The organism is Flavobacterium daejeonense DSM 17708, assembly GCF_000425425.1.
GTDB lineage: Bacteria > Bacteroidota > Bacteroidia > Flavobacteriales > Flavobacteriaceae > Flavobacterium > Flavobacterium daejeonense.
The window spans coordinates 56,349-81,207 of record NZ_AUDK01000012.1 but is presented as its reverse complement, the minus strand read 5'-3'; the positions used below and the strand labels follow the sequence as shown (position 1 = coordinate 81,207).

Genomic DNA, 24,859 nt, shown 5'->3' with positions numbered 1-24,859 from the left:
CACACATTGTGCAAATTAACACAAATTGAATCGGTTGTTTTTGCCACAGATTCAAAGGATTCACACAGATTTTAATCCATTAAATCTTTCTAATCTGTGGCTAAATATTTCATTCAGTTATAATTTTATTTTGAATCCTCATTCCGTCTAGTTTGTCATTTCGACGAAGGAGAAATCTCCGTTCGCTTAATCCACAATACTTAATTTACTATGCGGAGATCCCTCGTTTCTCGGGATGACAAAAATGAGAAACATTTCTTCTATTCCTGAAAAATTTTCTTCAAATAGGCCACATTTGCACCATAATTCCTCTTTACATTGTACACATCTGTTGTGTCGCGGGAACGCTCAATAATCAGCCAGCCTTTCCAGTTCATTTTATCCAAAGTGCTTTTGATTTTTGGCATATTGATGGCTTTGTCATTTTCTAACCAAAACCCATCGGTATTGGAAGCGTGGATTTGAGCAATATTCTTTTTCCCTAAAATTTCTAATTCTGACGCAATATCTTTTCCGTTTTCTATAGCATTAGAAAAATTAAACGAGCTCTTAATGCGTTTGCATCCAATTTCCTTTAAAAAAGCTTTTTCGGCTGTGGCATCCAAAGTTGTTTCTACAGCAATTACACCACCTACTTTGGCAACTTGTTTTCCTGCCCAACGCAACCTTTCAATTATAACCGGACGCAATTCCGGAAATTTCTTCAAGTCACATTGATTGCCCAAAGGCAAATAAGCCACTTTTACGTTCATGGTTTTCATGGCATCAATACAATCCTGAACCATACGCTTTACGGTTTCTCTTTTAGCAAAAGACTGTCCGTAAAATCCGGACATAGCGATGGATGAAATCCCCACATTAAATTCCTTAGACTTATCTTTAAACTTTTTAACCTCAACCGGATCCGCCAATTTACTGTCAAAAGTTTCACGATTACCTAAACCGCCCATGTCTAATTCGATACCATCAGCTTTTATCTGACTGGCCAATTCGAACGAACCTAATTTTTGTCTTTTCAGAATCATCCAATCGCAAACAGCAACTTTATACTTTTGCTTGTTTTTGGCTTGTCCAAAAACCAAATTATTGCAAGTTCCTGCTATTAGCAACAACATCACAACAATGAAGTTCTTTTTAAAATTCAATACGTTCATATTTTTTGTTTTTCCATTAAGAAATTAAGAAAGTTAAGCACATGACTTAACTTTCTTAATTTCTTAATGGTTCATTTTAAATTCTTATTCTTCTTCAGCCTTAACTGCAGTAACTACTTTTCCTTTTTCACCTGGCCAAATTCCTTTTTTGATTGGTAAAGTGACTAATTTTGAAGGGTCTATTTTTACATATTTCAATCGTTCTCTTCTCCAGGTATAAACGATATGTACCATACCATCTTTACTCTGGATTACGGATGGATAAGAATACTGGCTGATTTTTGAATCTTCCAAAACCAAAGCCGCATTCCAGTGAATTCCGTCTTTTGAAATCGAAACATTCAAAGGTGTTCTTGGTCCTTTGGCTTCTGTTCCAGGAGGTAAAACGTGGTTGTACACCAATAAATGTCTACCATCTTGCAAAGTCACCGCATCGGTTCCGGAATTGTTATTTGGCATGTCTAACAATTCTAAATCCGACCAGGTTTTTCCATTATCTTTAGAAAAAGTGCTGAACAAAGCTCTGTTTCTGGTTCTTCCAATTGCCTGAATGCTTCCGTCTTTATGAAATAAAATACTTGGCTGTATCGCATTGATTTTTTGTTTTCCTCTGGACAAAGTATCGCCCATCACCCATGTTTTTCCAAAATCCGGAGTCGATTCCATGCGTAATCTCCAACCATCACCTTCAATACTTGACGGTAGTAACAAAGTTCCGTTACTCAACAATACCGGTTTGTTCTTGATTGGCCCTAGAAATCCTTCTGGCAATTTTTCAGCTTCCGACCAGGTTTTTCCACCATCTTTAGATCTTCTTAACATGCCCCACCACTCGGATGGTTTTGGTCCAATTTTATAAAACAACATCAAATCGCCACCCGGAATTTGATATAAAACCGGATTCCATGTAGGTAATCTTGGACCTTCTTTCATGACTCCATCAGCAACCTGAATTCCTTCCGTCCATTTATCAGTTCCTTTAGGTTTACGAGCTACATAAATACACACATCCGGATGTCTTTCGTGAGTTCCACCAAACCAGGAAGCCACTAAGTCGCCATTGGTAGCCTCAACAATTGTTACGGCATGACAGGAAGGATAAGGGGCTTTATCATAAATAAATTCATCCACCAAAATCCCTTCTTTCCATGTTTTATTTTTCAAAGCAGAACTGCAACTTCCTAATGTTATTAATCCAATAAGCAATAATGCTGTTTTTAATCCTCTCATTTTTTTTAAAATTATATAATTATCAATTTGTTCTCTAATCTATTTTAATGGTATAATCTCCGGAATTCAATCTCAAAATCTGGTGATTATTTTCTGTTTTGAAAGCAATTCCTGTTTTTTCCAGTTTTGATTCATTTACTGTAATTTTTTTAATATCAGTTGTTGGCAAATAAACCAAAGCTGTTGTATTAGCCGGAATACTGATATTCCAGTCCAATCCTTTTTTATTCTTTTTCCAGTTACTTTTGATGAGTCCGTGAATGGATTCATAAGAAGCATTTACAAAAGTGAGTCCGGCATTGAAATCGGGCTTCATGATAATTTCCTTGAAGCCCGGATTTTCAGGATTACTTTTTATTCCTGCCATATTTTCGTAATACCAAATCATTAAATCACCCAAAAGCATCACATGATTTTGTGAATTCATAGTTGGGTCGGCGGTATTTCCGTTCCATAATTCCCAAATGGTTGTCGCACCATTTTCGACCATATAACCCCAACTTGGATAAGTAGTATTAGAAGCTAATTTATAAGCCAAATCGCCTCTTCCAAAATCAGTCAGGGTTCGCATCAGAAATTGTGTTCCAATGACTCCCGTGCTGATATGACCGTTTTTAGTCACCTCTACTTCGTGAACCATATTTTGGAATACTTTCTCTTTAAGGTTTTCAGGAACCATCCCAAAAGCCAAAGGCAAGACATTAGCTGTTACAGTATTATTAGCATAACTGTTTGTCGAAATATTTAAATATTTGGCATTAAATGCTTTTTTAATTCTTGTTGCCAAATCATTATAATGGGCAATATCAGCATCTGCATTTGCCATTTTGGCAAACTTTTTCATGATGCTCAGCAACTGATAATAAAACGCACTGGATAAAACTTCTCCATCCGTTAAACGGGCAGGATCTTTAGAACGAATCAACTCTAACGATTCCGGTGGTACACACCAATCTCCATATTTATCTTTGTTCATTAAATCGTTCTTCAGATAATTTTCTTCCATGTACATCATCCACTTTTTCATTGAATGATAATGTTTTATAATTATTTCAGCATCTGCAAATTGCTGGTACAACATATCCGCAACCGTGATATAAGTTCCAGGCCAGGTTACATTATCTCCATAATAGCGCCAGAATGCAGGTGCTACATCCGGTAATCCTCCGTCCTGAGTTTGCGAATATTTAATATCATCCAGCCATTTGGCATACAGTGTTTGATTATCGAATAAAAAACTTTCGCCATAAGCTCCTGTTGTTCTGTCTCCCAACCAAGGCTGGCGTTCGTTACGTTGCGGACAATCGACAGGCATTCCTTTGTAATTTCCGCTGATGCCCCACCAGGCATTTTTAAAAATCTGGTTCATAGTGGCATTTGAAGATTCAAAAGTTCCGGTAGTTTTTATATCATCATAAACCACTTTCCCAACAAAATTATCCAATGTTGCTTTGCCCGGAAACCCTGAAATTTCTACAAAACGAAATCCATGGAATACAAATCGTGGTTCCCAGATTTCTTCTCCTCCGCCTTTTAGCGTATAAACATCGGTAGTTTTCGCATCACGCAAATTGGCAATATATAACGAACCATCGTCCTGTAAGGATTCGGCGAATTTCATTGTGATTTGGTCGCCAGATTTTCCTTTTACTTTCAATTGCAGCCAGCCCACCATATTCTGACCCATGTCTAAGATGTAAGTTGCTCTTTGAGTCGCTTTGATAGAAATTGGTTTTACTTCGCCCATTATTTTCATATTTGGCGTCATCTGCGCTTCAAAAAAACCACCCGGTTCCTGCACATATCGCGCATTTATCCAAGCAGAATCATCAAAATTAGTTGTGTTCCACCCTTTCATTTCTTTACGGGCATCATATTCTTCACCATCGTATTCGTTGTTAGCCAAAATTGGTCCGTCGGTAGTTAATTTCCAGGTGTCATCGGTTCTAATTACCTCATTACTTCCATCAGTGTATTCTACAAACAACTGCAAAGCCATTTTTGGAAAACCAAAAGATTTTATTTTATAGGGTTTGTAATCCTGACGCATCGCAAAATAACGTCCGTTTCCTAAAATAGTTCCCAACATATTTTTGCCTTCTTTCAATTGCGCAGTCACATCAAAAACATTGTATTTTACGTTTTTGGTATAATCCGTAGGAACCGGAGCCAAAACCTGATTGCCAATCTTATCGCCGTTGATATACAATTCATATAAGCCCAAGCCCATGATATATACTTTGGCTTTTTTAATTGGTTTTTTCAAATCGATTCCTTTTCGCAAATAACGGGCTGACAATCTCGAATATTGGGAAATGCTATCGTCTTTCGATAATTTTTCATAACCAATCCAGCGTGTCGATTTCCAATCAGCATAATTTAAAATTCCAATGCTGAAATGAGCTTTTTCTGTAGATTTTATTTCACCTTTATTCGTAAAAACAGTTACTTTCCAAAACGCATTTTGTCGGTCGCCCAGCTTTTTTCCTTTGTAAACAATATTTACTGATTCTTTACTACTTACTTTTCCACTATCCCACAAATCGGCTTTGTTGGCATTCAGATTTTCTAAAGTGGAAGCGACCATAATTTGATAGGCCGTTTGTTTTACATCATTCATATCCGACTTTATCTGCCAGCTCAAACGGGGCTGAATAACATCAATTCCTTCCGGATTGTTCAGCATTTCGCATTGCAGATTGATCACGCTGATTTTATTTTGGGCTTGCGCCAAAGAAAAACAGAATGATGCAATTAGAATAAATGCATGTAGAATTATTTTTTTCATAAGTTTTATTTTATTTCTCGCAGTTTTCGCAGATTTAGGCAGATTTTATTTGAATAAAATTGATATAAAAAACTGTTTTTATCTGTTTCAGTCTGTGTGCAATTATTTTTTATTCTGAAATCAACTTTTCCAATTTATCTGAAACGGCAATTTCCTTTCCGTTTTTAAAAACTCTGAAACCTTTACCTTTGTGGTATTTTTCTCCTGTTTTGTCCCAAAGAATCGTAATGATATTGCCATGATACAATACATTGTCTAAACAAAACCAATCCCATTTTTCCTGAGGAATCAACGGATTCACTTCTATTTTCTCATCAGCTCTTGGGCGTAAACCTACCAGTCCTGTAATCATCAAATCATTGAAAGTTGAATGATTGTAATAACGGCTTCGCTCTCTGTCGCCCATTAACCAATAACCCGTAGTTTCGTCCAGATACTCTCCAATATAAGGACGCCCACGATAATATTGCGATTCCACATACAAATTCATTTGTTTGAAATAATCCTGTTTGCCTACAACATCCTGATTGTAATCATTCAACAAATTAGCCATCGCAGTCAGCGTTTGCGAAGTAGCAAAAGGCCAGATGGCCCCATCCCATTCACAGGTTCCGGTTCCATGAGATCTGAATCGCGGACTTCTACGCTCGGCAGTTGTCAATCCAAACGGTGCCGAAAACCCTTTTTCATCCTTAATTTGTCCCCAGGCTTTTTCAAAACCTTTTTCTTTTTCCGGCAAATTAAAATACCAAGGAATAAATCCTACGGCTTCTCTTACCTGAGCCAAAGTATCTTTCTCCGTAAAAGTCTCAAAGAAATCCGATTTTGGATTCCATAATTTGGCTTCAATTAAATCTTTCAAATGCCCGGCTTTTGCTTCGAACTTTTCTTCCAAAGCCTTATCCCCTTTCATCGCAGCCATTTTAGCAATTGCCATAGCATTTCCATACATGTAGCTGTTGATTGTTGGACGTGCATTTTGCACACGACGACCACCACTCAACGACTCTTCCATACCGTCCTTTACATCATGCTGCCAGAACAAACCATCTTTGCGCTGACGGTCTTTTTCCCAAACCGCATAATCCGTCACCATATCCGGCATCATGTCTAACAAGAAATTCTTATCGTTATTTACCAAATACATATTGTACAAAGCATTGGCGGTCCAACTACTGAATTTATATAGCTTGTTCATTGGTTTGCCCTCATTACCTCTGTACCATAAATGCACATCCTGCTCAATGTATTTTGGGTCGTGAACCCATCTAAATTCGTTAATATGATGTCCTAAAGCACAGGCAATCATATTGTATTTATCGGCATAGGAACGATCCACCAAAAATTCGGTAATAGCATAACCCTGAGGCGTATTTTTGATGTGTTTGCGGGCTGTCCACCAACGGAAATAATAGATTTCCTCAAAATTTTGCTGCGGACATTCAAACAATGGAATGTTCTTTTCCATCCAACTCCACGCACTGTCATTCGGAATGGCAAATTTCAGGTTTTCATCTTCCATGGTGTTGAAATAATCAACATAATGTTTGAAGTTTTCTTTTTGTAAAACAAATCCTTTAGGTGTTTTCCCGTTTGTTCCCACTGATTTACAACTACTGAAAGCAGCTATCAGAATTGTAAAAGCGATTATTTTGTATTTAAAATTTGTAAACATTTCAATTTGTTTTTTAATTCAGTTTGTCAATTCTCTTTACTAGAAATGATAATTGTGATATCCGTTATGAGATTGCTTCGTTCCGATAGCTATCGGAACGAAGCAATGACTATTAATTCCCGTAAAATGTATAAGTTCGACCCGCTTTCATGGCAATATCGTATTCATTGTATTTAGGCAAATGCAATTTAGGTAATTTGGCTTTTTCAGATACAATTGGTTTCTTCACATTCGCATTCTGAAACAAAGGATTCGGATTTTGACCTTTGGCTTTTTTCATTGCAAACCCGTTTGCTTTTAACGAATTTTCCAATCTCAATCGGCAATTTCCGTCTAATTTGGCATGAATTTGCAACTTAGAAACTTTATTGTTTTTCCATTCTAAATCCACTACATAACCTCCACGGGTTACAATTCCTTTTACCGAACCGTTTTTCCAAAGCGATGGCAAAGCAGGCAACAACTGAATAGCACCTTCCTGACTTTGAATCAGCATTTCAATAATTCCGGCCGTACAGCCAAAGTTTCCGTCAATTTGGAAAGGCTGATGCGCGTCTAACATATTCGGATACGTTCCGCCGCCTTTTCTTTGTTCCGGAGTTACTAAATGCAACTGATCCTGAATTAATTTGTACGCATGATTTCCGTCTAAAAGTCGTGCCCATAAATTCACTTTCCAACCCATCGACCATCCGGTAGATTCATCGGTTCTGTAAATCAAAGATTGCTTAGCTGCTTCGAATAATTCCGGCGTCCTGAAAGCCGAAATTTGGTTACTTGGAAACAAACCGTACAAATGTGACACATGGCGGTGATTGTCTTTTGGGTTATCCCAATCGTCCTGCCATTCCTGCAATTGATTGTATTGTCCAATTTTCATCGGAGGCATTTTCGCCAAGGCTTCTTTTACTTTTTTGGCAAAAGCCGTATCATCTGAAAGTATATCAGTAGCCTTAATCACATTGGTAAACAAATCAAATAACAGCTGATTGTCCATCGTAGTTCCCGACGCAATCGTGGCTTTTCCCGAACCTCCAGCGTGTGCATTTTCCGGAGAACTCGCCGGAACTACCACCAAATAATTGGTATTTGGATCGATGACCATAAAGTCTAAAAAGAACTGTGCTGCTCCTTTCATAATTGGAAAAATTTCAGCCAGATATTTTTTATCTCCGGTATATAAATAACGCTCCCATAAATCCTGACAAACCCAGGCACCACCAGTCATCCACATCCCCGAAGTAGCATGGTCAATAGGACCGGTAATGCGCCAGATATCCGTATTATGATGCAACACCCAGCCTCCACAATTGTACATGGTTTTAGCCGTTTCGGCACCGGTAACAGCCAATTCTTTTGCCATTTGGATAAAAGGCTCGTGCATTTCCGAAAGATTAGTCAGTTCAGCCGGCCAGTAATTCATCTCGGCATTGATGTTCATGGTGTATTTACTTTCCCATGGCGGTGCTAACATATCGTTCCAAATCCCCTGTAAATTGGCTGGTTGCCCTCCGGGTTGCGAACAGGAAATCAATAAGTAACGTCCAAATTGAAAATAAAGGGAAACCAGTTGCGGGTCATATTGTTTTGCAAAATTTTTGATACGCTCATCAGCTGGGGCATTCATAGCCGAATTTGAACCTAAATCCAAACTCGCTCTGTTGAAGAATTTTTGATAATAAGCCACATGCGCTTTTTTAATATCCTCAAAATTTTTAGTCAGAGCCGCTTCGAGAAAACGTTTACATTTTTGCTCCTGATTTTCATCTAAAGTTTTGTAATCCACAAAATTAGTTGCAATAGAAACATAAATTGTCGCTTCGTCAGCGCCATCGATGCTGATGATCCCGTTTTTAGAAGTTACGGTCCCCCCGATATTTTTAACAGCAGTGCGTCCCTGAAATTTAATTTTCCCTTTTTGTCCTTCCACCGTGCTTCCCACTCCTGAAAGTACACTTTGGTTTCCGTCAGAATACGGATCCGTTTTATCAAAAGGACTGTTCATCATCAGATTACAGCTAATCATTCCCGGTTTGCTGGCTGTCAGTCGAACCGCCACCACCTGATCGGCAAAAGCAGTCAAAATTTCTCTTTTGTATTCTACACCATTCACGGTATATTTAACCGTAGCCGTAGCATTTTCAATATTCAAATCACGGTAATAATTGGTAAACTTATCATGACCTGAAAACGAAATATACAAACTTCCAAAAGTTTGATACGGCATTCCGTTATTGGTTTGCGACATAATATCCGAATCAGCTAAAGCCTGTGCTTCATCGTATTTTCTTTCGAAAATTAATTTCCTAACCGTTGGCAAAGCCGCTAAAGATTTGGTATGTGCATTGGAATTTGGCGAACCGGCCCAAATAGTTTCTTCGTTTAATTGCAATCTTTCGATGGATGGATTACCAAAAACCATGGCGCCCAATCGACCATTACCCAAAGGCAAGGCTTCGTTCCAGATGGCAGCGGGTTTATCGTACCATAATTTTAAATCAGATTTGGTTTGCGCCATTACAGCAAATGAAAAAAATCCAAAACAGATTGCAATAATTCTATTCTTTAACTTCATATTTTATTTTTTTGGGCGAAACCCTAATTATTTTTTTGACACAAATTGCACAAATTAACACAGACATGTAAGACTTTAAAATTTCACCTATTTAAGCAATAATAAATTTGTGTTAATCTGTGAAATTTGTGTTTCAATTTCATTTTTTAACTTCGGAAACTTTTAGATTTTTTTCTCCGAACAATTCATATAATTTATTGATGTCCTTCAAAGCATTTTTAGGTAAATTTTCTCCTTTTGCGCCAAAAACATACATTTTTTCATAAGGTTCAATTACACAAGTAGATTCGTCAATTTCACCTTTTTTATTTTGTATTTTTTTCAAATCCAATCCTAAATATTTAGCCATAAACGGATACATCGCCATGCGTTTGGATTCGCCATAATTATGACCTTCTTTAGGAAAATGAGCATTTTCAACCAACTCTTTTTTACCGTACAATCCATAGGTTTTTTGGATAAACGGAAATTCCAATTCCGGCACAGTCGCTGTCCAGTCGCCACCATCAGAAACAATTAATTGTGGTTTTGGTGCTGCCATCGCTGCAATTTCGGCATTATTCGTTCCGTTTCCGCAAAGGTGCAAGCCGCGACCACTTTCGCAAGGGCAACCACCCGAAAAATGAGAAGAAGTCATCACCACCGGCACCGAAACCGTAATTCGGTCATCAATAGCAGCCAAGAACATCGTCATGGAACCTCCACCGGAACCGCCGGTAACTCCCACGCGGTTTTTATCGATATACTTTTGCGTAAGCATATAATCTAATAATCTTTCGGCACTCAACACCTGAATGGTTTGGGCAATACTCTGTCTGTGTAAAGTCGATTCAAACTGTAAAGTCGATTCGCCCCAGGCAAACAAATCAAAATTGACCACAACCGCACCCATTTTGGCCAAAATCGCACAACGCAATTGCTCGTCTTTTCGATATCTTCCGTCACCAAAATGTCCGTTTGGTGTAATCACCACCGGCGCTTTTCCTTTTAACGGATAAGGTTTGTAAATAGAACCCGTAGCATAAACTCCCGGCATAATTTCCAAACCAATATTTTCCACCGTATAATCTCCGTACTTTCTTTTTGGCGTTACAATTGGCTTTGTCTTAGGCATCGCCGGTGCTTTGTCTAAACCAATCGAACTAATTATACAGGATTTCAAATCGGCTTTTCTGGCTTCCCAGTTTTTTAAATTGGGATACAAATTCGCTAAATAAGTCAAACGTTCAGCCCCAACCGCATCCGAATTTCGGGCGTATTCAAACTTTCGAATCACATAAGTAGCATCATTTTCTTTGAAATAAGTCAAATCAAAAGGCGCTAAAAGCGCTGTTAATGAGAGCTCTAAATTGCCCTGACGAATGCGCCAATCGGCGTAATCCAATTCTTTTTCTTTAAGCAATTCGTTTTTGTCATTGATGGTAACATTAAAAACCGAAGCTATTTTTTGAATGATTTCAGCAATTGGCATTCTGTAATTATCATCCGAAGTTTGTGCTTCAGCTTTTGGTGCCAACAACAGCAACATTAGCAACAAAAATCCCTTTTTCATGAAATCCCTTATCATCTTTAAATTTATCATTTTATTTTGATTTACAAAGCAGCTTCTATAACATAATTTCCTGAACCTAAGACAAATGACAGTTTCTGTTTATTTTCTAAAACGTTCAGCACTGCTTTTGCTTCACTTATTTTTTTACCGTTTACTTCAATCGCCGCATTCTTAGGAACCGGCAATTTTATCGTGGCGGTGGTATTAGCCGGAATACTGCATCTGAAATACATTTTCCCGTCTTTTTTCTCCCATTCCGATTTGATTTCACCATAAACCGAACGATAAGTTCCTTTAGCAAAAGTCATATCGCCCACTATTTCCGGCTGCAAAAAGAAATGTTTAAATCCCGGTTGTTTTTCATCCGGAACAATTCCTGCCAGACTTTTATAAAACCACTCTTCAATTTGCCCCAGCATAAAATGGTTCCAGGAATTTCCTTTTCGCGGATCCCATTGCTCGGTTAAAGTGGTTAAACCAAATTTGATTTGGAAACCATAACCTGGCGCGTCATAATGATTGTGCATTTTGTACATGACTTCATTCAAACCATTATCAGCTAAAACCTGAAACAAATAACGATTCCCCACATCACCGGTTGTTAAACGATAATTTCTGGTTTTGATATCGTTAACCAAATTATCCAAAACCGCCTGTCTGTCTTCCGGAGCAACCATGTTTAAAAACAACGGAACGGCATTGCTAAACTGACTTCCGGTTCCGTATTGTTTCGTCTTGGCATCAAAGAACTTGCCATTAAATGCATTTTTTACACTTTTTGCCAAATTTTCGTAAAAAACAACATCTTCTTGCTTGTTTAAATGTTTCGCCGCTTTGGCTAATAAATCAATTCCGAAATAATAATGTGAAGTTGCCGAAAGTGCAATCGGGCTGTTTTTAGAATATCCCGCTGCATGTTCTCCGTAATCGTACCAATCACCCAAACCATGAGAAACAATTCCATCTTTTGATTTTGATGTCAAATAATCTACATATTTTTTCATTACGGGATAATATTTTCTCAACAATGAGTCGTCTCCGTAATAATCATAATACATCCAAGGCAAAATCACAGCGGTCACACCCCATTCTGGCGAATCCGTAAAATCACCACCGAAAACTACATATTCAGGAACAATTGATGGAACTAAACCGCTATCACGTTGTGAATCGGCAATATTCTGCATTGTTGCAGGAATGAAACTTTCAAGATTATAATTGAACAATAATCCAGGACCGTTTAGCTGAATTTCCTCAATCCAACCCAATTTTTCGCGTTGCGGACAATCGGTAAAAACGCTTTGAAAATTACTTTTTATGGCGTTATTAATCAGCCAATGTGTTTTGTTGAAAATATCATTGGAACATTCAAAACTTCCGACTTCGCCAGCCGAATTGTAAATAAAATTCGACTTTAAATCAACTAATGTTGGCAAATTTTCATTCTTGGTTTCTTTGTAATTGATGTTCTCAATCTGAACGTATTGAAAACCGTAATAACTAAATTTTGGTTGCCATTCTTCAATGCCTTCGCCTTTCAGCGTATAGTCGTAATAGTAAGGCTTTCCGGTTTTTCCCTGACTGACTGTTCCGTCATCATTCAGGCTTTCGCCAACCCAAACACGAATGCTTTGTCCTTTTTTTCCTTTGACTTTTATGGTAGTAAATCCCGAAAGATTTTGTCCCATATTGAAAATGTAAAAGTTAGGTTTTAACTCTTTGACTTCCTTAACTTCATATCTTTTCTGGATTGTAATTGGTGTTGTAGTCTGCGGTCTCAAAATTCCTTTTGGCGCTTCCTGAACCACTACTTTTTTCCAGTTAGTATCATTAAATCCTTTAGCATTCCAACCTTTTTGTTCCAAATTAGCATTGTAATCTTCGCCTCCAAAAATACTGTTGTAAGTAATCGGACTTTTACTATATTTCCAGCTTGCATCGGATTTTACAATTGCTGAAGAGCCATCTTTGTAAGTAATTTTCATTTTGAAAAACAAAGTCGGCGGACCAAAACTCACATAAAATTTCGAATATCTTTCGGCCAGTGTGTTGTACATTCCGTTGCCCAGCAAAACTCCAATTACGTTTTCTCCTTTTTGCAATTCTTCGGTGTTTAATTCGTAGACGTTGTAATTTACGGTTTTGTCGTAATCGGTCCACAACGGTGCAAACTCACTGTTTCCGATTTTTTTGCTATTAATGGTCAGTTCATAATGTCCCAATCCTGAAATGTAAACCACTGCTTCTTTGATTTCTTTATTTACCGAAAATGGTTTACGAAGCATAATACTTCTGCGTGACAACGAATCGGAAGCATTGATTAATGCGTCTTTTTTCTGTCTGTTGAAGGTTGCCGTATGATAATTTCTGCCTTCCGGCAAATGACTGTCAGCCTTGGTAATGGCACCAATCCATATCGGATTCAAATCGGAAGGTTGCGTTCTGAAAGCACTGATTTTACTCCATTTGGAAGCCTTTTTAGCATTCGACCAAACTCGAACTTTCCAGAAATATTTGGTTTCTTCTTTTAATTTTTTTCCCTCAAAAGCAAGATCCTGACTTGTAGCAGAAACGACTTTTCCACTATCCCAAATATCCGCCTTGTTATGTTTTAGTTTTTCTTCGGAAGAAGCCACTAAAATTTGATACGCTGTCTGTAAGACATTGGCTTTTTTGGAAATCAATTGCCAGCTAAAACCTGGATTTTTATCAATAGCCAAAGGATTTACAGCGCTATTGCAACTCAAATTTTGCACAGCAACCTGAGCATTAGTACTCATTGCAACTAATAGACAAAAGAACAACAATATGGATTTTGAAATATTCACTTTGTAAATTTTTAATTAAACCATTAAGCTAAATTTCCTTAATTTCTTAATGGTAAAAACATTATAATTTTTTAGTTACCAAAGATTTGATATTAAATACTGCTTCCGGTATTTCAACACCGGTATTCGGCAAGTCAACATATTCCGGCGTATCAGGAGCGGTATCCGGATTGGGTGTATAACGTTGCTCTCCGGTACGAAACATAATTCTAGAAATTCCATCCACCGGCGCATAGAAAATTTTAAACGTCTCTTTGCTGTCATTCACTTTGATGTAATAAGAACGGCTGGTGACGTCTAATTTTACATTAATCGTATATTCTTTTCCTGCTTCATAGGATCCCATTCCTCCCAGACGGGCACCATGCTTCACTTTAATTTGTCCGTCGGCATCAAAAATGATTCTAATGGCCGGCAAACCTTGTTTATTTAAAAACTCAGCTTGTAATAATCCTTTGTCATTTTGCTCCGGAATTACAGTAAAAGTAGCTTCCATTTTTTGAGCAAAAGGCAACACACGTTCCACGCGACAATAATCAAAAGCATCATGATCACGAAGGGTCAGGTATTTTTTCCCATCGGCTTTCTTTTCAATTTTGGCGGACGCCCAAGCCAAATCATAAGTATTCCATAGTTGCAATTCCTCACCATTTGGTAAATTATTAAAAACATCATTTACATCTTCTTTTACTTCACTGGTTACCGGAACCGGAATGGAAGCCGTCCATATATCTTCTTTGTTGACACTGTAACTTACCCAAAGTTTTCCGTCAGGAGGTGTTCCGTTTCCTTCTAAAATTCCGCGAACATATTGTGGTCCGGCTGATTTGTAATTTCCACCATATCGCATTGGGGAAATTTCTCCGTGAACTAAAAGCAGATCTTTGTAAGTCAATCCGTCATCACTGGTAGAAATTGCCAATGGCCAACGGTATTCTGATGGATTATAAACGGTAGCGTAACGGTTATCGGACATTTTTTGTCCCCAGATTTTCGCATTACTGTTTACAAATCCCGGAGCTCTCAAGGCATTGTATTCCCAGGTTTTTCCGTTGTCTTTACTCATCGAAGTCAGGGCGTGTTTCCACAAACCAATTACGTTTCCGTTTGGCAAATGATAATAAGAAAAAGCTTTGTACTCTTTTTTCAACGGAATCAAAGCATCGTCCCGATCGGATTCTTCCACCCATTGTTGCATCATCAAAGGTTTAGACAATAATTCGTCACAGGCTTTGATGAATTTCTTGTCTTTGCTCTTTTTGTAAAACGGATAAGCCGCTTTAGACTGGTCAAAACTTTTATTGAAACGAATAAAATAAATAGGCCCAAAACTTCCGTCTTTATAGATTTCTCTCACCACACGACCAATACCTTTACCGTCATTTGGATCGTCTTTTCTGTCTAGGGCAATTCCGTAATAACCCAATGAAAGTAATCGGTTATCCGAAGAAACATAGAATCCCATACGCTGGTGCATAATGGCATCCAGATTTTTAGCAACACCATCCACACCTTCTTTAGTTGTTCCATCCGGAACGCGGTAAATTGGGAAAATTACTTTTGGTTTTGTCCAGTTTTGCCCGTCTTTGGAAGTCATTAACAAAGTGTGACTTGGCGGAATATGTTCTCCGGCAGGATCGCTCAAATAATGTAAGTAAAAAGTATTATTCCAATAAGCCATCATCGGTTGGTGGTTGTAAGTCCAGCCAAAACCATCTGCTTTTTCAGGATGCTCCCGGCTGGCACGCATAATTTGTGTCGCGTGAACACCCACAGCCGGACTCAACTGTCCGTGGTGGTAATCGATATTGGAAAGCGTTTTTCCAACATATCTGATGGTGTCTTTTTGGGCAACTGTCGATTGAATCGCTCCGCAAGTCAACAAAATAGTCGTTGCAATTACAATATTGTGTTTTATGTTTTGAAATAGAATCATTATTATTTAATTTTTTTTTGCCACAGATTTAACGGATTTTAAAGATTTCTAATCCTTTTAATCTGTGAAATCTGTGGCATTATATTTTACTTTTTTCTATTAAATTTTTCAAAGTTTTCTTTGAAACTTTAACAATAGTACCGTGTTTGTGTCCTTCCGGCAATTGAATTTGCGAAGAAACATTTTCAAAATTTTTAAAATCATAGGTTTTAACAGCCTGATAATTTTTGGCTCCGTAATTGTCATAATAAATCAACCAATAATTATCTTTCTTCAACACGGTTGGCCCTTCAGACAAGAAATCAGTAAATGGTTTTGAGATGTTTTCAAAAGGTCCCAAAGCTGTTTTTCCAAAAGCCACTTTGATATTTCGCATTGGTCGGGTATTGTCTTTTAAAACTAAAACATAATCGTTTTTGGCTCTTTTTAACAACACACAATCAATTACCGAAAATCCGGGTTCAAAGAACAATTTAGCATCCGAAAAAGTATTGAAGTCTTTCGTTGTCACATAATACATTCTATGATTGTTTCTTTCTTCTTCCTGTCCTTTTGGATAACGAAACGGGATAGTTGATGCCCAGATAATCATGTATTGCTCCTGCTCATCATCATAAAAAATTTCAGGTGCCCAAACATTCACTACTTCCGATTCGTTTTTCATCACCGGAACATATTCCTGTTTAGACCAATGAATCAGATCCCTGGAGCTGGCACAACCAAAACCGTTTCCGCCTTTCCAATCGGTAGTCCAAACCAAATGAAAAACGCCGTCTTTGCCTTGTACAATAGAAGGGTCACGCATAATTTTGGTTTCACTTTTTCCAATTTCCGGTTTTAAAAACGAACCTTCTAATCCGTTCCAATGGTAACCGTCCATACTGTATGCTAAATACAAACCATTGGTTGCAGGCTCTCTGAATGAAGTAAACAAATAAGCTTGTTTCGAATTAAAACAACTTAAAACAGAAAAACTGACTATTAGTATAAGAATTACTTTTTTCATTGATTAAAATTTTCCTGCGAGGTCTCTTTTTGACCTTGCAGGTATTATTAAAATTCACAGCTACAAAGTTTTAAAAACCTTGCAGGATTAACGATTACTACTCAACAACAGCATTTTTATCTAAATCATTTCCTTTTTTCAAAACCTTGGTAACATTATTAAAAATATTATTTTTCAAATACACCGCTTTGGTTTTAGCACCATCAGCTTCTAAGAAAACATCTGTTGCAAACATTGGAAAGTTGTTAGTTATAGCCAAATTGGAAACATCTTTCAATTTAATCAATGGCGTATTGGCAATTGGTTTTATAGTTGCCACATTATCCAAAATCAAATTGTTTGAATTTTCAATTTTGAACGAAGCGCCAAGTATTGTTGTAATTTTGGCATCGTGAAACTCAACATTATCCGTAGTATTCAAAGTAAATCCTTCTGTAGATTGGATATTAATATTTGAAAAAGAAATATTCTGTACCGGCATTTCAGCAATTCCTAAAACAGTACCGGCTTTCTTGACATCAGTACCGGTCACATTACTGATGTGAATATTTCTAAAAATAGGCGTTCGCTCCGAAACCGGCTCTTCAACCGTGTTTTTATCATAAAAAAGATTCATCATAAAAGCCTCTTCTTTGATATTTTTCATCACTACATTATCTACGCGGATATCTTCAACCACACCTCCACGACCACGTGCTGATTTGATTCGGATTCCTCTGTCGGTTCCGTCAAAAACACAGTTTGAAATGGTGATTTTTTTAATTCCTCCGGACATTTCGCTTCCAATAACCACACCACCGTGACCGCTTAACATCGTACAATTGGTTATAGTAACATTCTCTGTTGCAACACCATATTTTCGACCGTCTTCGTCACGACCGGATTTAATAGTGATGCAATCATCACCTACGCTAATATGGCAATTTGAAATATGTACATTTTTGCAGGAAGAAGGATTGATTCCATCCGTATTAGGAGAATGCGGATTAAAAATAGTAATTCCGGTAACCGTTACATTATCGCAAAAAACAGGATTTATGGTCCAAAAAGGAGAATTTTGGAACGTAACCCCTTCGATTAAAATATTCTTACAGCTAATAGTTTGAAAAAAAGCCGGTCTGAAAAAATGCTTATCAATTGTTCTTTGGTAATAAGGCGAATAGACAATTCCTTTGTTTTGCTCTACCCACATCGTTTGGTATTTAGTTGGCGGAATTGGGCCTTTGGCCGTTTCAATTCGATACACTTCGTTCCACCAGGCTTCTCCCTGACCGTCGATAACACCTCGCCCTTTGATACTGATATTATCGGCATCTTTAGCATAAAATAAAGGAGAAAACGTTTTCATCATCAAGCCTTCATAACGCATTTCTACATAAGGCAGATAATCGTCAAAATTATTTGAAAACTTTAAAAGTGCTCCGGCATCCAGGTAAATTGTGATGTTACTTTTTAATTTTATCGGACCGGTTAAATAATTTCCAGCCGGAAAAAAGATTGTTCCTCCACCCTGTTTGGAAGCTTTATCGATTGATTTTTGAATGGCCTGCGTACACAAAATTCCTTTGTTGTTTCCGCCTTCATTCAAAATATTAATCCAACCATCGTTTTTGGCATTCAAATGATTGAATCCAATGAGAAAACAAAGTAGCAGTATTATATTTTTAATTTTCATAGTTATTATTTTAAGCCAAAGCAAATTGCAGATTTATTTTTTTGATGTTAAAACTAAAACCCAGTCATTTCCATCCTCTTTTTCTCCCGGAGGATTAAATTCCTGAACGCCTTTGTTATTAAAAGTACCAATTGTTTTTAGTTTACCATTTCTCGGGTTATACCAGGAAGCTTTTACCTTATCTCCTTTTATTTCCCCCATATTCAACGACATTGTTTTGCCATTGTAAGTATAAATCAAGGCATAATCCTCACCTCTTGTAGCCGCCAGATAATCGTATTTTTCACCCTGATTGACCACCATAGAAGCATCCGGAATACGATTAAAATAATTAAATTTCAAAATCAAATCTTTCACATACTGCATTTGTCCCGCTCCCGGATCGTTTAAAGCATCACTCCAAATGTCTTTGTTTCCGTAAGCTCCTTTCTTTTCTCCTTTATGAAACATTTGCATTACCGCGTTATTTCCGTAAGTAAAACCGGCACCTCCGGCAAAAACAGACCAGTAAGCATATCTTCTTACATCACTATCTTTCCATTTTGGCTGCAAGGTATCGTGCAATCCATGAGGAATTCCTTCATAAGAAGGCTCTCCGTCTAATGTTGGTTTTGTTGGTTTCAAAGCATAATCTCTCAATACAAATTTGTAATTGTCTTCTTTGAAAGCGCCTTCGGTACTATCCTGATCGTATCTTCGGTGACCGGATTGGAACATATTAAAATCCAGCCATTTGGCATTGTGATAATTTTCAGAAGAATCCGTACGACCAAAAGGATGGAAAGTCACTAATTGGTCGGTATTATTTTTCAAAGTACTTCCAATAGCGTTCCAGATATCCATAAATTCATTTCCACGGGTATCGCCACCGTTCAGCCAAACTACATTGGTACGGTTTTTATATCTTTCGGCTAAGAATTTCGCATATTTTTCCACATCAGCTTTAGTAACTTTGCTGTCTTTACTGCTTACATTAGTTCCCCAAACCGGAACCATAGCAACGTAAATTCCGTTTTTTTGCGCTACTTTTAAAGCATAATCCACATGATCCCAAAAATCATATTCTGCCGGATTTTTAAAATCATTTCCCGGAGTCGTCAATGGTTTTGAAACATCGTTATCTTCTAAAGCAAAATCTCCATATACATTTTTTACGGCCAAAGTGTGTAAAACCATCACCTGAACCACATTGTATCCTTTTTTCTTTCTGTCCTGGAAATAGGTGTTTAATTCCTCACGACTTAATTTTCCGAAAGTCAGCCAACCCGTATCTCCCAACCAGAAAAATGGTTTGCCGTCTTCGGTTTGAAAATAATGCGGATTTTCTTTGGATACTTCTAATTTAAGTAAAGCTTTAGATTGCGAATTTCCTTTTGCCGTTACTAACAACAGCAAAAAAGACATAAAAAAGGCAACTGAAAAATTTGACTTTAGATTCATGCTTAATAGATTTAATTTTTATTTTTTTATAACAAATAATACTTTTCCCTTGCTATCCTGAGCGGCAAACAATACCGATTTTCCACCCTGAACAACTTCTTTTTTAACAATTTCTCCCGTTTGTGCATTGATGGCGTAAACCTCAAAAACACCTTTAAAAGAACTTAAATCAAGAGAAAGATCCTGATTTTTATTAAAATAAAAAAGATAACTCTCGCCTTTGTTTTCCAATTTCCAAACCGCATCAGTATAGCTGTTTCCGGAAACCAGTTTCATATCAGCAACCGATTGGTAAAATTCAGGTAAAGCAATTTTAGGAAGTGCCGGCAAAGAAGCGCCCCCCATTAAAGCAGCCCATCCAAAACGTGGCGATCCGTCCGTAGAATACAAAACTACTTTTTCCGGATATTTTTCACGGTATTCTCTAACGGCGCGATACACCTGCTCATCGGTTTCTTTACCCACTTTCATTTGGCGGGCGTGTTGTCTCGGAGCTAAATTTTTTCCACCTTCCGGAGCATAAGCCGTTCCGTCGTCTTTGTAATACCAATAACGAATATCAATCGCATCAACGGTTTTAGCTCGATTAGCATCTTTCAAAATGGCATCCTGAACATCTTTCGTCGCACTTAAACCGATAATTTCTTTTTTACCCGTTTCGTCTTTCCATTTTTGAACTTCATCCAGCCAAAACTGCATAAAATGTAAAGGTCCGGTATATTCGGCGCTGGTTAACTGAATAACATTAGAATTATTTTCAAAATTTTCTAAACTTTTACGAATGAAACCCTGATGCAATTTTCTTCTCACCGGATTGCTCACATCATAAAATTGTTCCGCCATAAAAATACGTTTGTCACCCGCATAAGGAGGCGGCTCCGGAAATCCGGTTTGGTTCACATTATTAGCCGAACGCCAAGGCGAACTCGACCAGTGCGCTCCCGCTTCGATAATGTTATGTTGGAAATATTGCTGATTAACCAACAATTGTCCGTTGGCTTCGGCCAAACTTGCAAAACGAGCCAAACGATCCCAATACCAAGTATTGAATTTAGTCAAATCGTATTTGCTCAACTGATCCCAGGCCAGGCCTTCACCCGAACGGGCAAAAGGTTGTTCATAAAACGGAGGCCAAACATCCGGATCAAAACGACGTACACGCTCATGATCATCCATACGACGCTCATACCATAATCCGTAGTTATGTTCTACTGCAATCATGTTTTTCGTTCCTAAATAAGAAACGACTTCGTTGATATTATCCGTCAAACCGGTACCTCTTCTGCCCGGAACAAATCTTGTAATATCAGGAACGGCTTTAGCCAAATCGCTGTCTCTCAAACTTCCTCTCCACCAGGGAACGCTCAGTCTGTTTCCGGCAATTAATTTGCCATCATAAGTCAGCCAGCCGTTTTTAGCCATTACTTTTATCGAATTGGAAGTCGTATTTTGAGCTTCAATTTTTAAATCATTGGCGTTTTTAAGTCCTTTACTATTGCTGTTTATCGGATTTTGTTTGGATACTTCCGCAATCCATTCCGGCAAACTTTCCGTTAGATTCAAGGCTGTTTTAGTTAACTCCTGAGCGACTTCAACTGTCGGACTCGAAGAAGGCTCAGAACCTAAATCGAAAACAAAAGGATTCATTGGCAATCTGCCTAATCTGTTTTCCAATTGTGCATAAAACAAACTTCTTGGCGCAATATGATTGTTAACATCTTTCCAATGTCCGTTGCCGCCCATGATACCACCCCAAACTCCAAAAGCCCAGTTTTGAGCTGTTGGCGGACTATAACAATCTATTTTAGAAGCCGAAGTTTCCCAAATCACACTGTTAGCAGCCGTCCATCCGGCACCGCGACCGTTTTGTTCGCGATTGTTATAACTTAAGGCATGACCGTCAACATAAGAAACGTCAAATAAAACTCCGGTTGCCCAGCTTCCGATGGCGCCACTATTGTTAAAAGGCAAATGCGATTCACATTGGATAAAAACATTTGGTCCCGTAGTTCCAAAACCGCCCACGGCAAAGTCGTGATAACCATATTCCGAATAACATCTTTGAAACAGCGTTTGTTGCCCTTCGGTATAAAAAGTATGACGTCTGAAACCTCCAATTTCCGAAACGGGCTCCGTAGCCATACAATCTTCAACAGTAATTTGTTGGGAAGACTTTAAAACGGAAACTGCTCCTCCGGCAAAATGTTTAAAATTAAGCTGCTTTACCCAGGCATTTCGGGTATTTTCGATACTGATAGCCTGCCATCTGTGTTCCTCATCTTTTGGATTAACGGCATTGAAAGCAGATTTCATCAACATATTTTCAATCCCAATATTTTCAATTCTGCCGGACCAGTTGTAAAGGGCTACTTTTGCCTTTCCGTAAGTTTCATCAAGAGTCATTGTCAAAGGCGCGTTCAGGCTAACCACATTCCCATTAACAGCAGTTACAACGCGATTCCAACTAATATCCCAATCCTTTTTTTTCCAACTTATCCATCCGGTTTCGGCACCAAAATCGTCCATTTTTAATTCCTTAATCCAGTTATCGGTAAGTGGTTGTGTAATAATTATTTCGTCAGCAGACTTTAGTTTAGCTGCATTTTTAAGTTGGATTTTTTGTGTACCAAGAGGGGTATAAGCAGCATTCAATTCGAAACTTTCACCGATTTTTTTATCATCCGTTCCTAAAACCCGAATTACCGATTCTCTCCTGATACCCGTTCCTAAAAGTACTGTTCCGTTTTCAGAATTCCCGCTTCCGCGCAAAACTACTCCGGAAGTACGAATGTATAAAGTTCCGCTAACGTTAAAAGTTCCCTTATCTAAAAGAACCGCTCCTCTAAAACCGGATTTATTTGCTTTTAGATTACTCACATAATCAATAGCTGCCTGAATTTTTTGAGTGGCATCGCCTTTTTGTACAGGAACGAAGATTTTATTGTCCACATTCGGAATTGCCTTTTCTGAAGCCTGATAACCCGCATAAGAAAAATCAGGAATTTGATTTCCTAAGGCATCCGACGTATGAGATATTTTTCCTTTAGTAATGACGATGTCAGGATATTTTTCCTGCGAAGTAGCTTTATTTACAAAAAAAAATAAAGCCAAACTGCAAAGTAGCAGTTTGTCTTTATTTATTGTAATGATATTTTTAAATATAGAATTCATTATAAAATGAAGTTTACAATTAAGAAGCCTAAAGTTATTGCAATAAGGCTTTAGATAAAGTATCCGTATTATTATCAGGATTCGTCCAATCTGTTTTTGTAGTTGGGTCGATTCCGTTAAAATATTTTTCAATATTAGTATAGCCATCACCGTTCATATCTTCGTTTGCATCAGAAGCATCTTTTGGATTTAATCCAAATTTCTTTTCCCAAGCATCAGGAATCCCGTCATTATCTGAATCTTTATAAGCTTTTCCTTTATATTTCGGATAACCGCCTACCTGATCAGGATGGGTGATAATTCCTTTTTTATAGGAGTCCGCAGGCAATCTTCTTTTGATAAATTCTTTGCCAATCGTGTTTTCCAGACCGTCTTTTACATCGATTTGACCGGTACGAACCTGCTTGATGATTCTTTCATCTACCGCATCTCTTTTTGGCAAAGTAGCCCCTACATTGTTTAACACAAATTCGTAAGCTTCCTGAGCATTCATCACAGTAACTTTTGGCATTGGGAAGGCTTTATTTTGTTTGATGTAAGCCAATTTCTCTTTGGCTTGTTCAAAACTAAGATTTTCCAATTGTACTCCGCCATTCCAGTTGTCTTTTGTTACTTCCGGAACACCGTCAATATAGTTTCCGTTTACGTAAGCACGTCCAAAAGTTTTTGGAACCATATAACCTGATTCCGGTTTTAGGATTCGGTAACGAATAGGCTCATCTTTTGGCGTAATTGGTCCCGGTTTAAAATAATTATTGATGATATTAAACATCGAACGGTAATCCCCACCATCCAAAGAACGGTTCCACCAGTTGAATACTACATTGTTTACGAAGTTAAAATCGCCATACATCCCGATAGAGCAGTTTCTGGAGATATTATCAGCCCAAAGATTACGCATAAAAGTACTGTTCAAACCTCCGATAGTACTTCCAAAAGCGTGGTTATACGTATCTAAACCTTCCGAAGAAATGGTGTTTTGAATAGTAATATTAACAGCAGGTAATTTTTCTAATTTAGACTTCTCATTCGCCTGAAACTGGTGGCGGTATAAGGAAATATTTTCGTCCAATCCCCAACTAGCCGAACAGTGATCTATAATTACATTTCCAATTACATTTCCACCTAAAGCATCATCTCTGCGGGTAACCTCGGTAGCACCTCTTCTAAAACGCATGTGACGGATAATCACATCATGCGTATCGATTTCCAAAGTTTCTCCGGCAATACAAATTCCGTCGCCCGGAGCCGTTTGCCCGGCAATCGTAACATAAGGCGCACGCATACTAATGCGTTTTTTTAATTGAATAATTCCCGAAACATTAAACACAATAATTCTCGCTCCCACTGCTTCACAGGCTTCTCTAAAAGTACCCGATCCGCTATCAGCCAAACTGTTAACTACGAATATTTTTCCGCCTCTACCTCCCTGAGTATAAGCACCACCACCTTCGGCTCCCGGGAAAGCAGGAATTGCTGCCGGAACAAAATCTTTTGGATAAGCTGCCCAGGGCAAATACGGACGCCCTTGCAGTGCCTCCTTTTTAATAGTTGCTTCATTATCGGCCCAGATTTTAGCCAATCGTACTTCTTCCTGAGCCAAATCGGCATCCGCTTTTTCCTGAAGTGCCGGTGGAATATCCGGATATTGTGCGTACATCACTGAAGAGCTAAGTAATACAATACCTAATCCTAACAGCTGCTTTATATGGTTTTTCATTTTTGTATTTTTTTTAGAATGAATTATTTATTTGTTTAATCAAAAACGGTTCTCGATACATTTTTTACTTCATTTCATTACGTAAAAAACACTCGAACTGACGTTTTTG

General features: G+C 38.0%; 13 protein-coding genes. All 13 read right to left on the bottom strand.

Annotated elements, in window-relative coordinates:
• Positions 1–260: 260 nt before the first annotated feature.
• Complete coding sequence (locus H599_RS0109840; protein WP_026713983.1) at positions 261–1,154, bottom strand: sugar phosphate isomerase/epimerase family protein; 894 nt, start codon at positions 1,152–1,154, stop codon at positions 261–263.
• Positions 1,155–1,238: 84 nt separating this feature from the next.
• Entirely contained in the window at positions 1,239–2,384 is a 1,146-nt protein-coding gene (locus H599_RS0109835; RefSeq protein ID WP_026713982.1) for a sialidase family protein, read from the bottom strand.
• Between the two features lie 34 nt (positions 2,385–2,418).
• Entirely contained in the window at positions 2,419–5,172 is a 2,754-nt protein-coding gene (locus H599_RS0109830; protein WP_026713981.1) for a glycoside hydrolase family 78 protein, read from the bottom strand.
• Between the two features lie 109 nt (positions 5,173–5,281).
• Positions 5,282–6,847 (bottom strand): MGH1-like glycoside hydrolase domain-containing protein, encoded by a 1,566-nt coding sequence (locus tag H599_RS0109825; RefSeq protein WP_026713980.1) that lies wholly within the window; start codon positions 6,845–6,847, stop codon positions 5,282–5,284.
• Between the two features lie 112 nt (positions 6,848–6,959).
• Positions 6,960–9,422: a glycoside hydrolase family 95 protein gene (locus tag H599_RS0109820; RefSeq protein WP_026713979.1), complete on the bottom strand. Its 2,463-nt coding sequence runs from the start codon at positions 9,420–9,422 to the stop codon at positions 6,960–6,962.
• A gap of 139 nt (positions 9,423–9,561) precedes the next feature.
• Positions 9,562–10,974, bottom strand: coding sequence for a prolyl oligopeptidase family serine peptidase (locus H599_RS0109815; RefSeq protein ID WP_026713978.1), 1,413 nt, complete (start codon positions 10,972–10,974; stop codon positions 9,562–9,564).
• A gap of 41 nt (positions 10,975–11,015) precedes the next feature.
• Positions 11,016–13,802 (bottom strand): glycoside hydrolase family 78 protein, encoded by a 2,787-nt coding sequence (locus H599_RS19450; protein ID WP_035141418.1) that lies wholly within the window; start codon positions 13,800–13,802, stop codon positions 11,016–11,018.
• A 61-nt stretch (positions 13,803–13,863) separates the two neighbouring features.
• A complete protein-coding gene (locus H599_RS0109805) occupies positions 13,864–15,738 on the bottom strand; it encodes an exo-alpha-sialidase (protein ID WP_026713977.1) in 1,875 nt (624 codons plus the stop codon).
• 79 nt (positions 15,739–15,817) lie between these two features.
• Positions 15,818–16,744, bottom strand: coding sequence for a glycoside hydrolase family 43 protein (locus tag H599_RS0109800; RefSeq protein WP_026713976.1), 927 nt, complete (start codon positions 16,742–16,744; stop codon positions 15,818–15,820).
• A gap of 97 nt (positions 16,745–16,841) precedes the next feature.
• The gene (locus H599_RS0109795) at positions 16,842–18,419 is read right to left on the bottom strand and encodes a glycoside hydrolase family 28 protein (RefSeq protein ID WP_026713975.1); all 1,578 of its coding nucleotides are present in this window, start codon (positions 18,417–18,419) and stop codon (positions 16,842–16,844) included.
• A gap of 33 nt (positions 18,420–18,452) precedes the next feature.
• Positions 18,453–19,859: a glycoside hydrolase family 140 protein gene (locus tag H599_RS0109790; protein ID WP_026713974.1), complete on the bottom strand. Its 1,407-nt coding sequence runs from the start codon at positions 19,857–19,859 to the stop codon at positions 18,453–18,455.
• A gap of 18 nt (positions 19,860–19,877) precedes the next feature.
• Positions 19,878–23,030 carry a DUF6298 domain-containing protein gene (locus H599_RS0109785; protein ID WP_035141417.1) on the bottom strand — a complete coding sequence of 1,051 codons (3,153 nt, stop codon included), beginning with the start codon at positions 23,028–23,030 and terminating at the stop codon, positions 19,878–19,880.
• Between the two features lie 34 nt (positions 23,031–23,064).
• Positions 23,065–24,750 (bottom strand): polysaccharide lyase, encoded by a 1,686-nt coding sequence (locus tag H599_RS0109780; RefSeq protein ID WP_035141415.1) that lies wholly within the window; start codon positions 24,748–24,750, stop codon positions 23,065–23,067.
• Positions 24,751–24,859 lie beyond the last annotated feature (109 nt).

Coding starts and splice junctions, on each gene's coding strand:
- H599_RS0109840 (WP_026713983.1), bottom strand. CDS start 1,154: ATGAACGTATTGAATTTTAAAAAGAACTTCATTGTTGTGATGTTGTTG.
- H599_RS0109835 (WP_026713982.1), bottom strand. CDS start 2,384: ATGAGAGGATTAAAAACAGCATTATTGCTTATTGGATTAATAACATTA.
- H599_RS0109830 (WP_026713981.1), bottom strand. CDS start 5,172: ATGAAAAAAATAATTCTACATGCATTTATTCTAATTGCATCATTCTGT.
- H599_RS0109825 (WP_026713980.1), bottom strand. CDS start 6,847: ATGTTTACAAATTTTAAATACAAAATAATCGCTTTTACAATTCTGATA.
- H599_RS0109820 (WP_026713979.1), bottom strand. CDS start 9,422: ATGAAGTTAAAGAATAGAATTATTGCAATCTGTTTTGGATTTTTTTCA.
- H599_RS0109815 (WP_026713978.1), bottom strand. CDS start 10,974: ATGAAAAAGGGATTTTTGTTGCTAATGTTGCTGTTGTTGGCACCAAAA.
- H599_RS0109805 (WP_026713977.1), bottom strand. CDS start 15,738: ATGATTCTATTTCAAAACATAAAACACAATATTGTAATTGCAACGACT.
- H599_RS0109800 (WP_026713976.1), bottom strand. CDS start 16,744: ATGAAAAAAGTAATTCTTATACTAATAGTCAGTTTTTCTGTTTTAAGT.
- H599_RS0109795 (WP_026713975.1), bottom strand. CDS start 18,419: ATGAAAATTAAAAATATAATACTGCTACTTTGTTTTCTCATTGGATTC.
- H599_RS0109790 (WP_026713974.1), bottom strand. CDS start 19,859: ATGAATCTAAAGTCAAATTTTTCAGTTGCCTTTTTTATGTCTTTTTTG.
- H599_RS0109785 (WP_035141417.1), bottom strand. CDS start 23,030: ATGAATTCTATATTTAAAAATATCATTACAATAAATAAAGACAAACTG.
- H599_RS0109780 (WP_035141415.1), bottom strand. CDS start 24,750: ATGAAAAACCATATAAAGCAGCTGTTAGGATTAGGTATTGTATTACTT.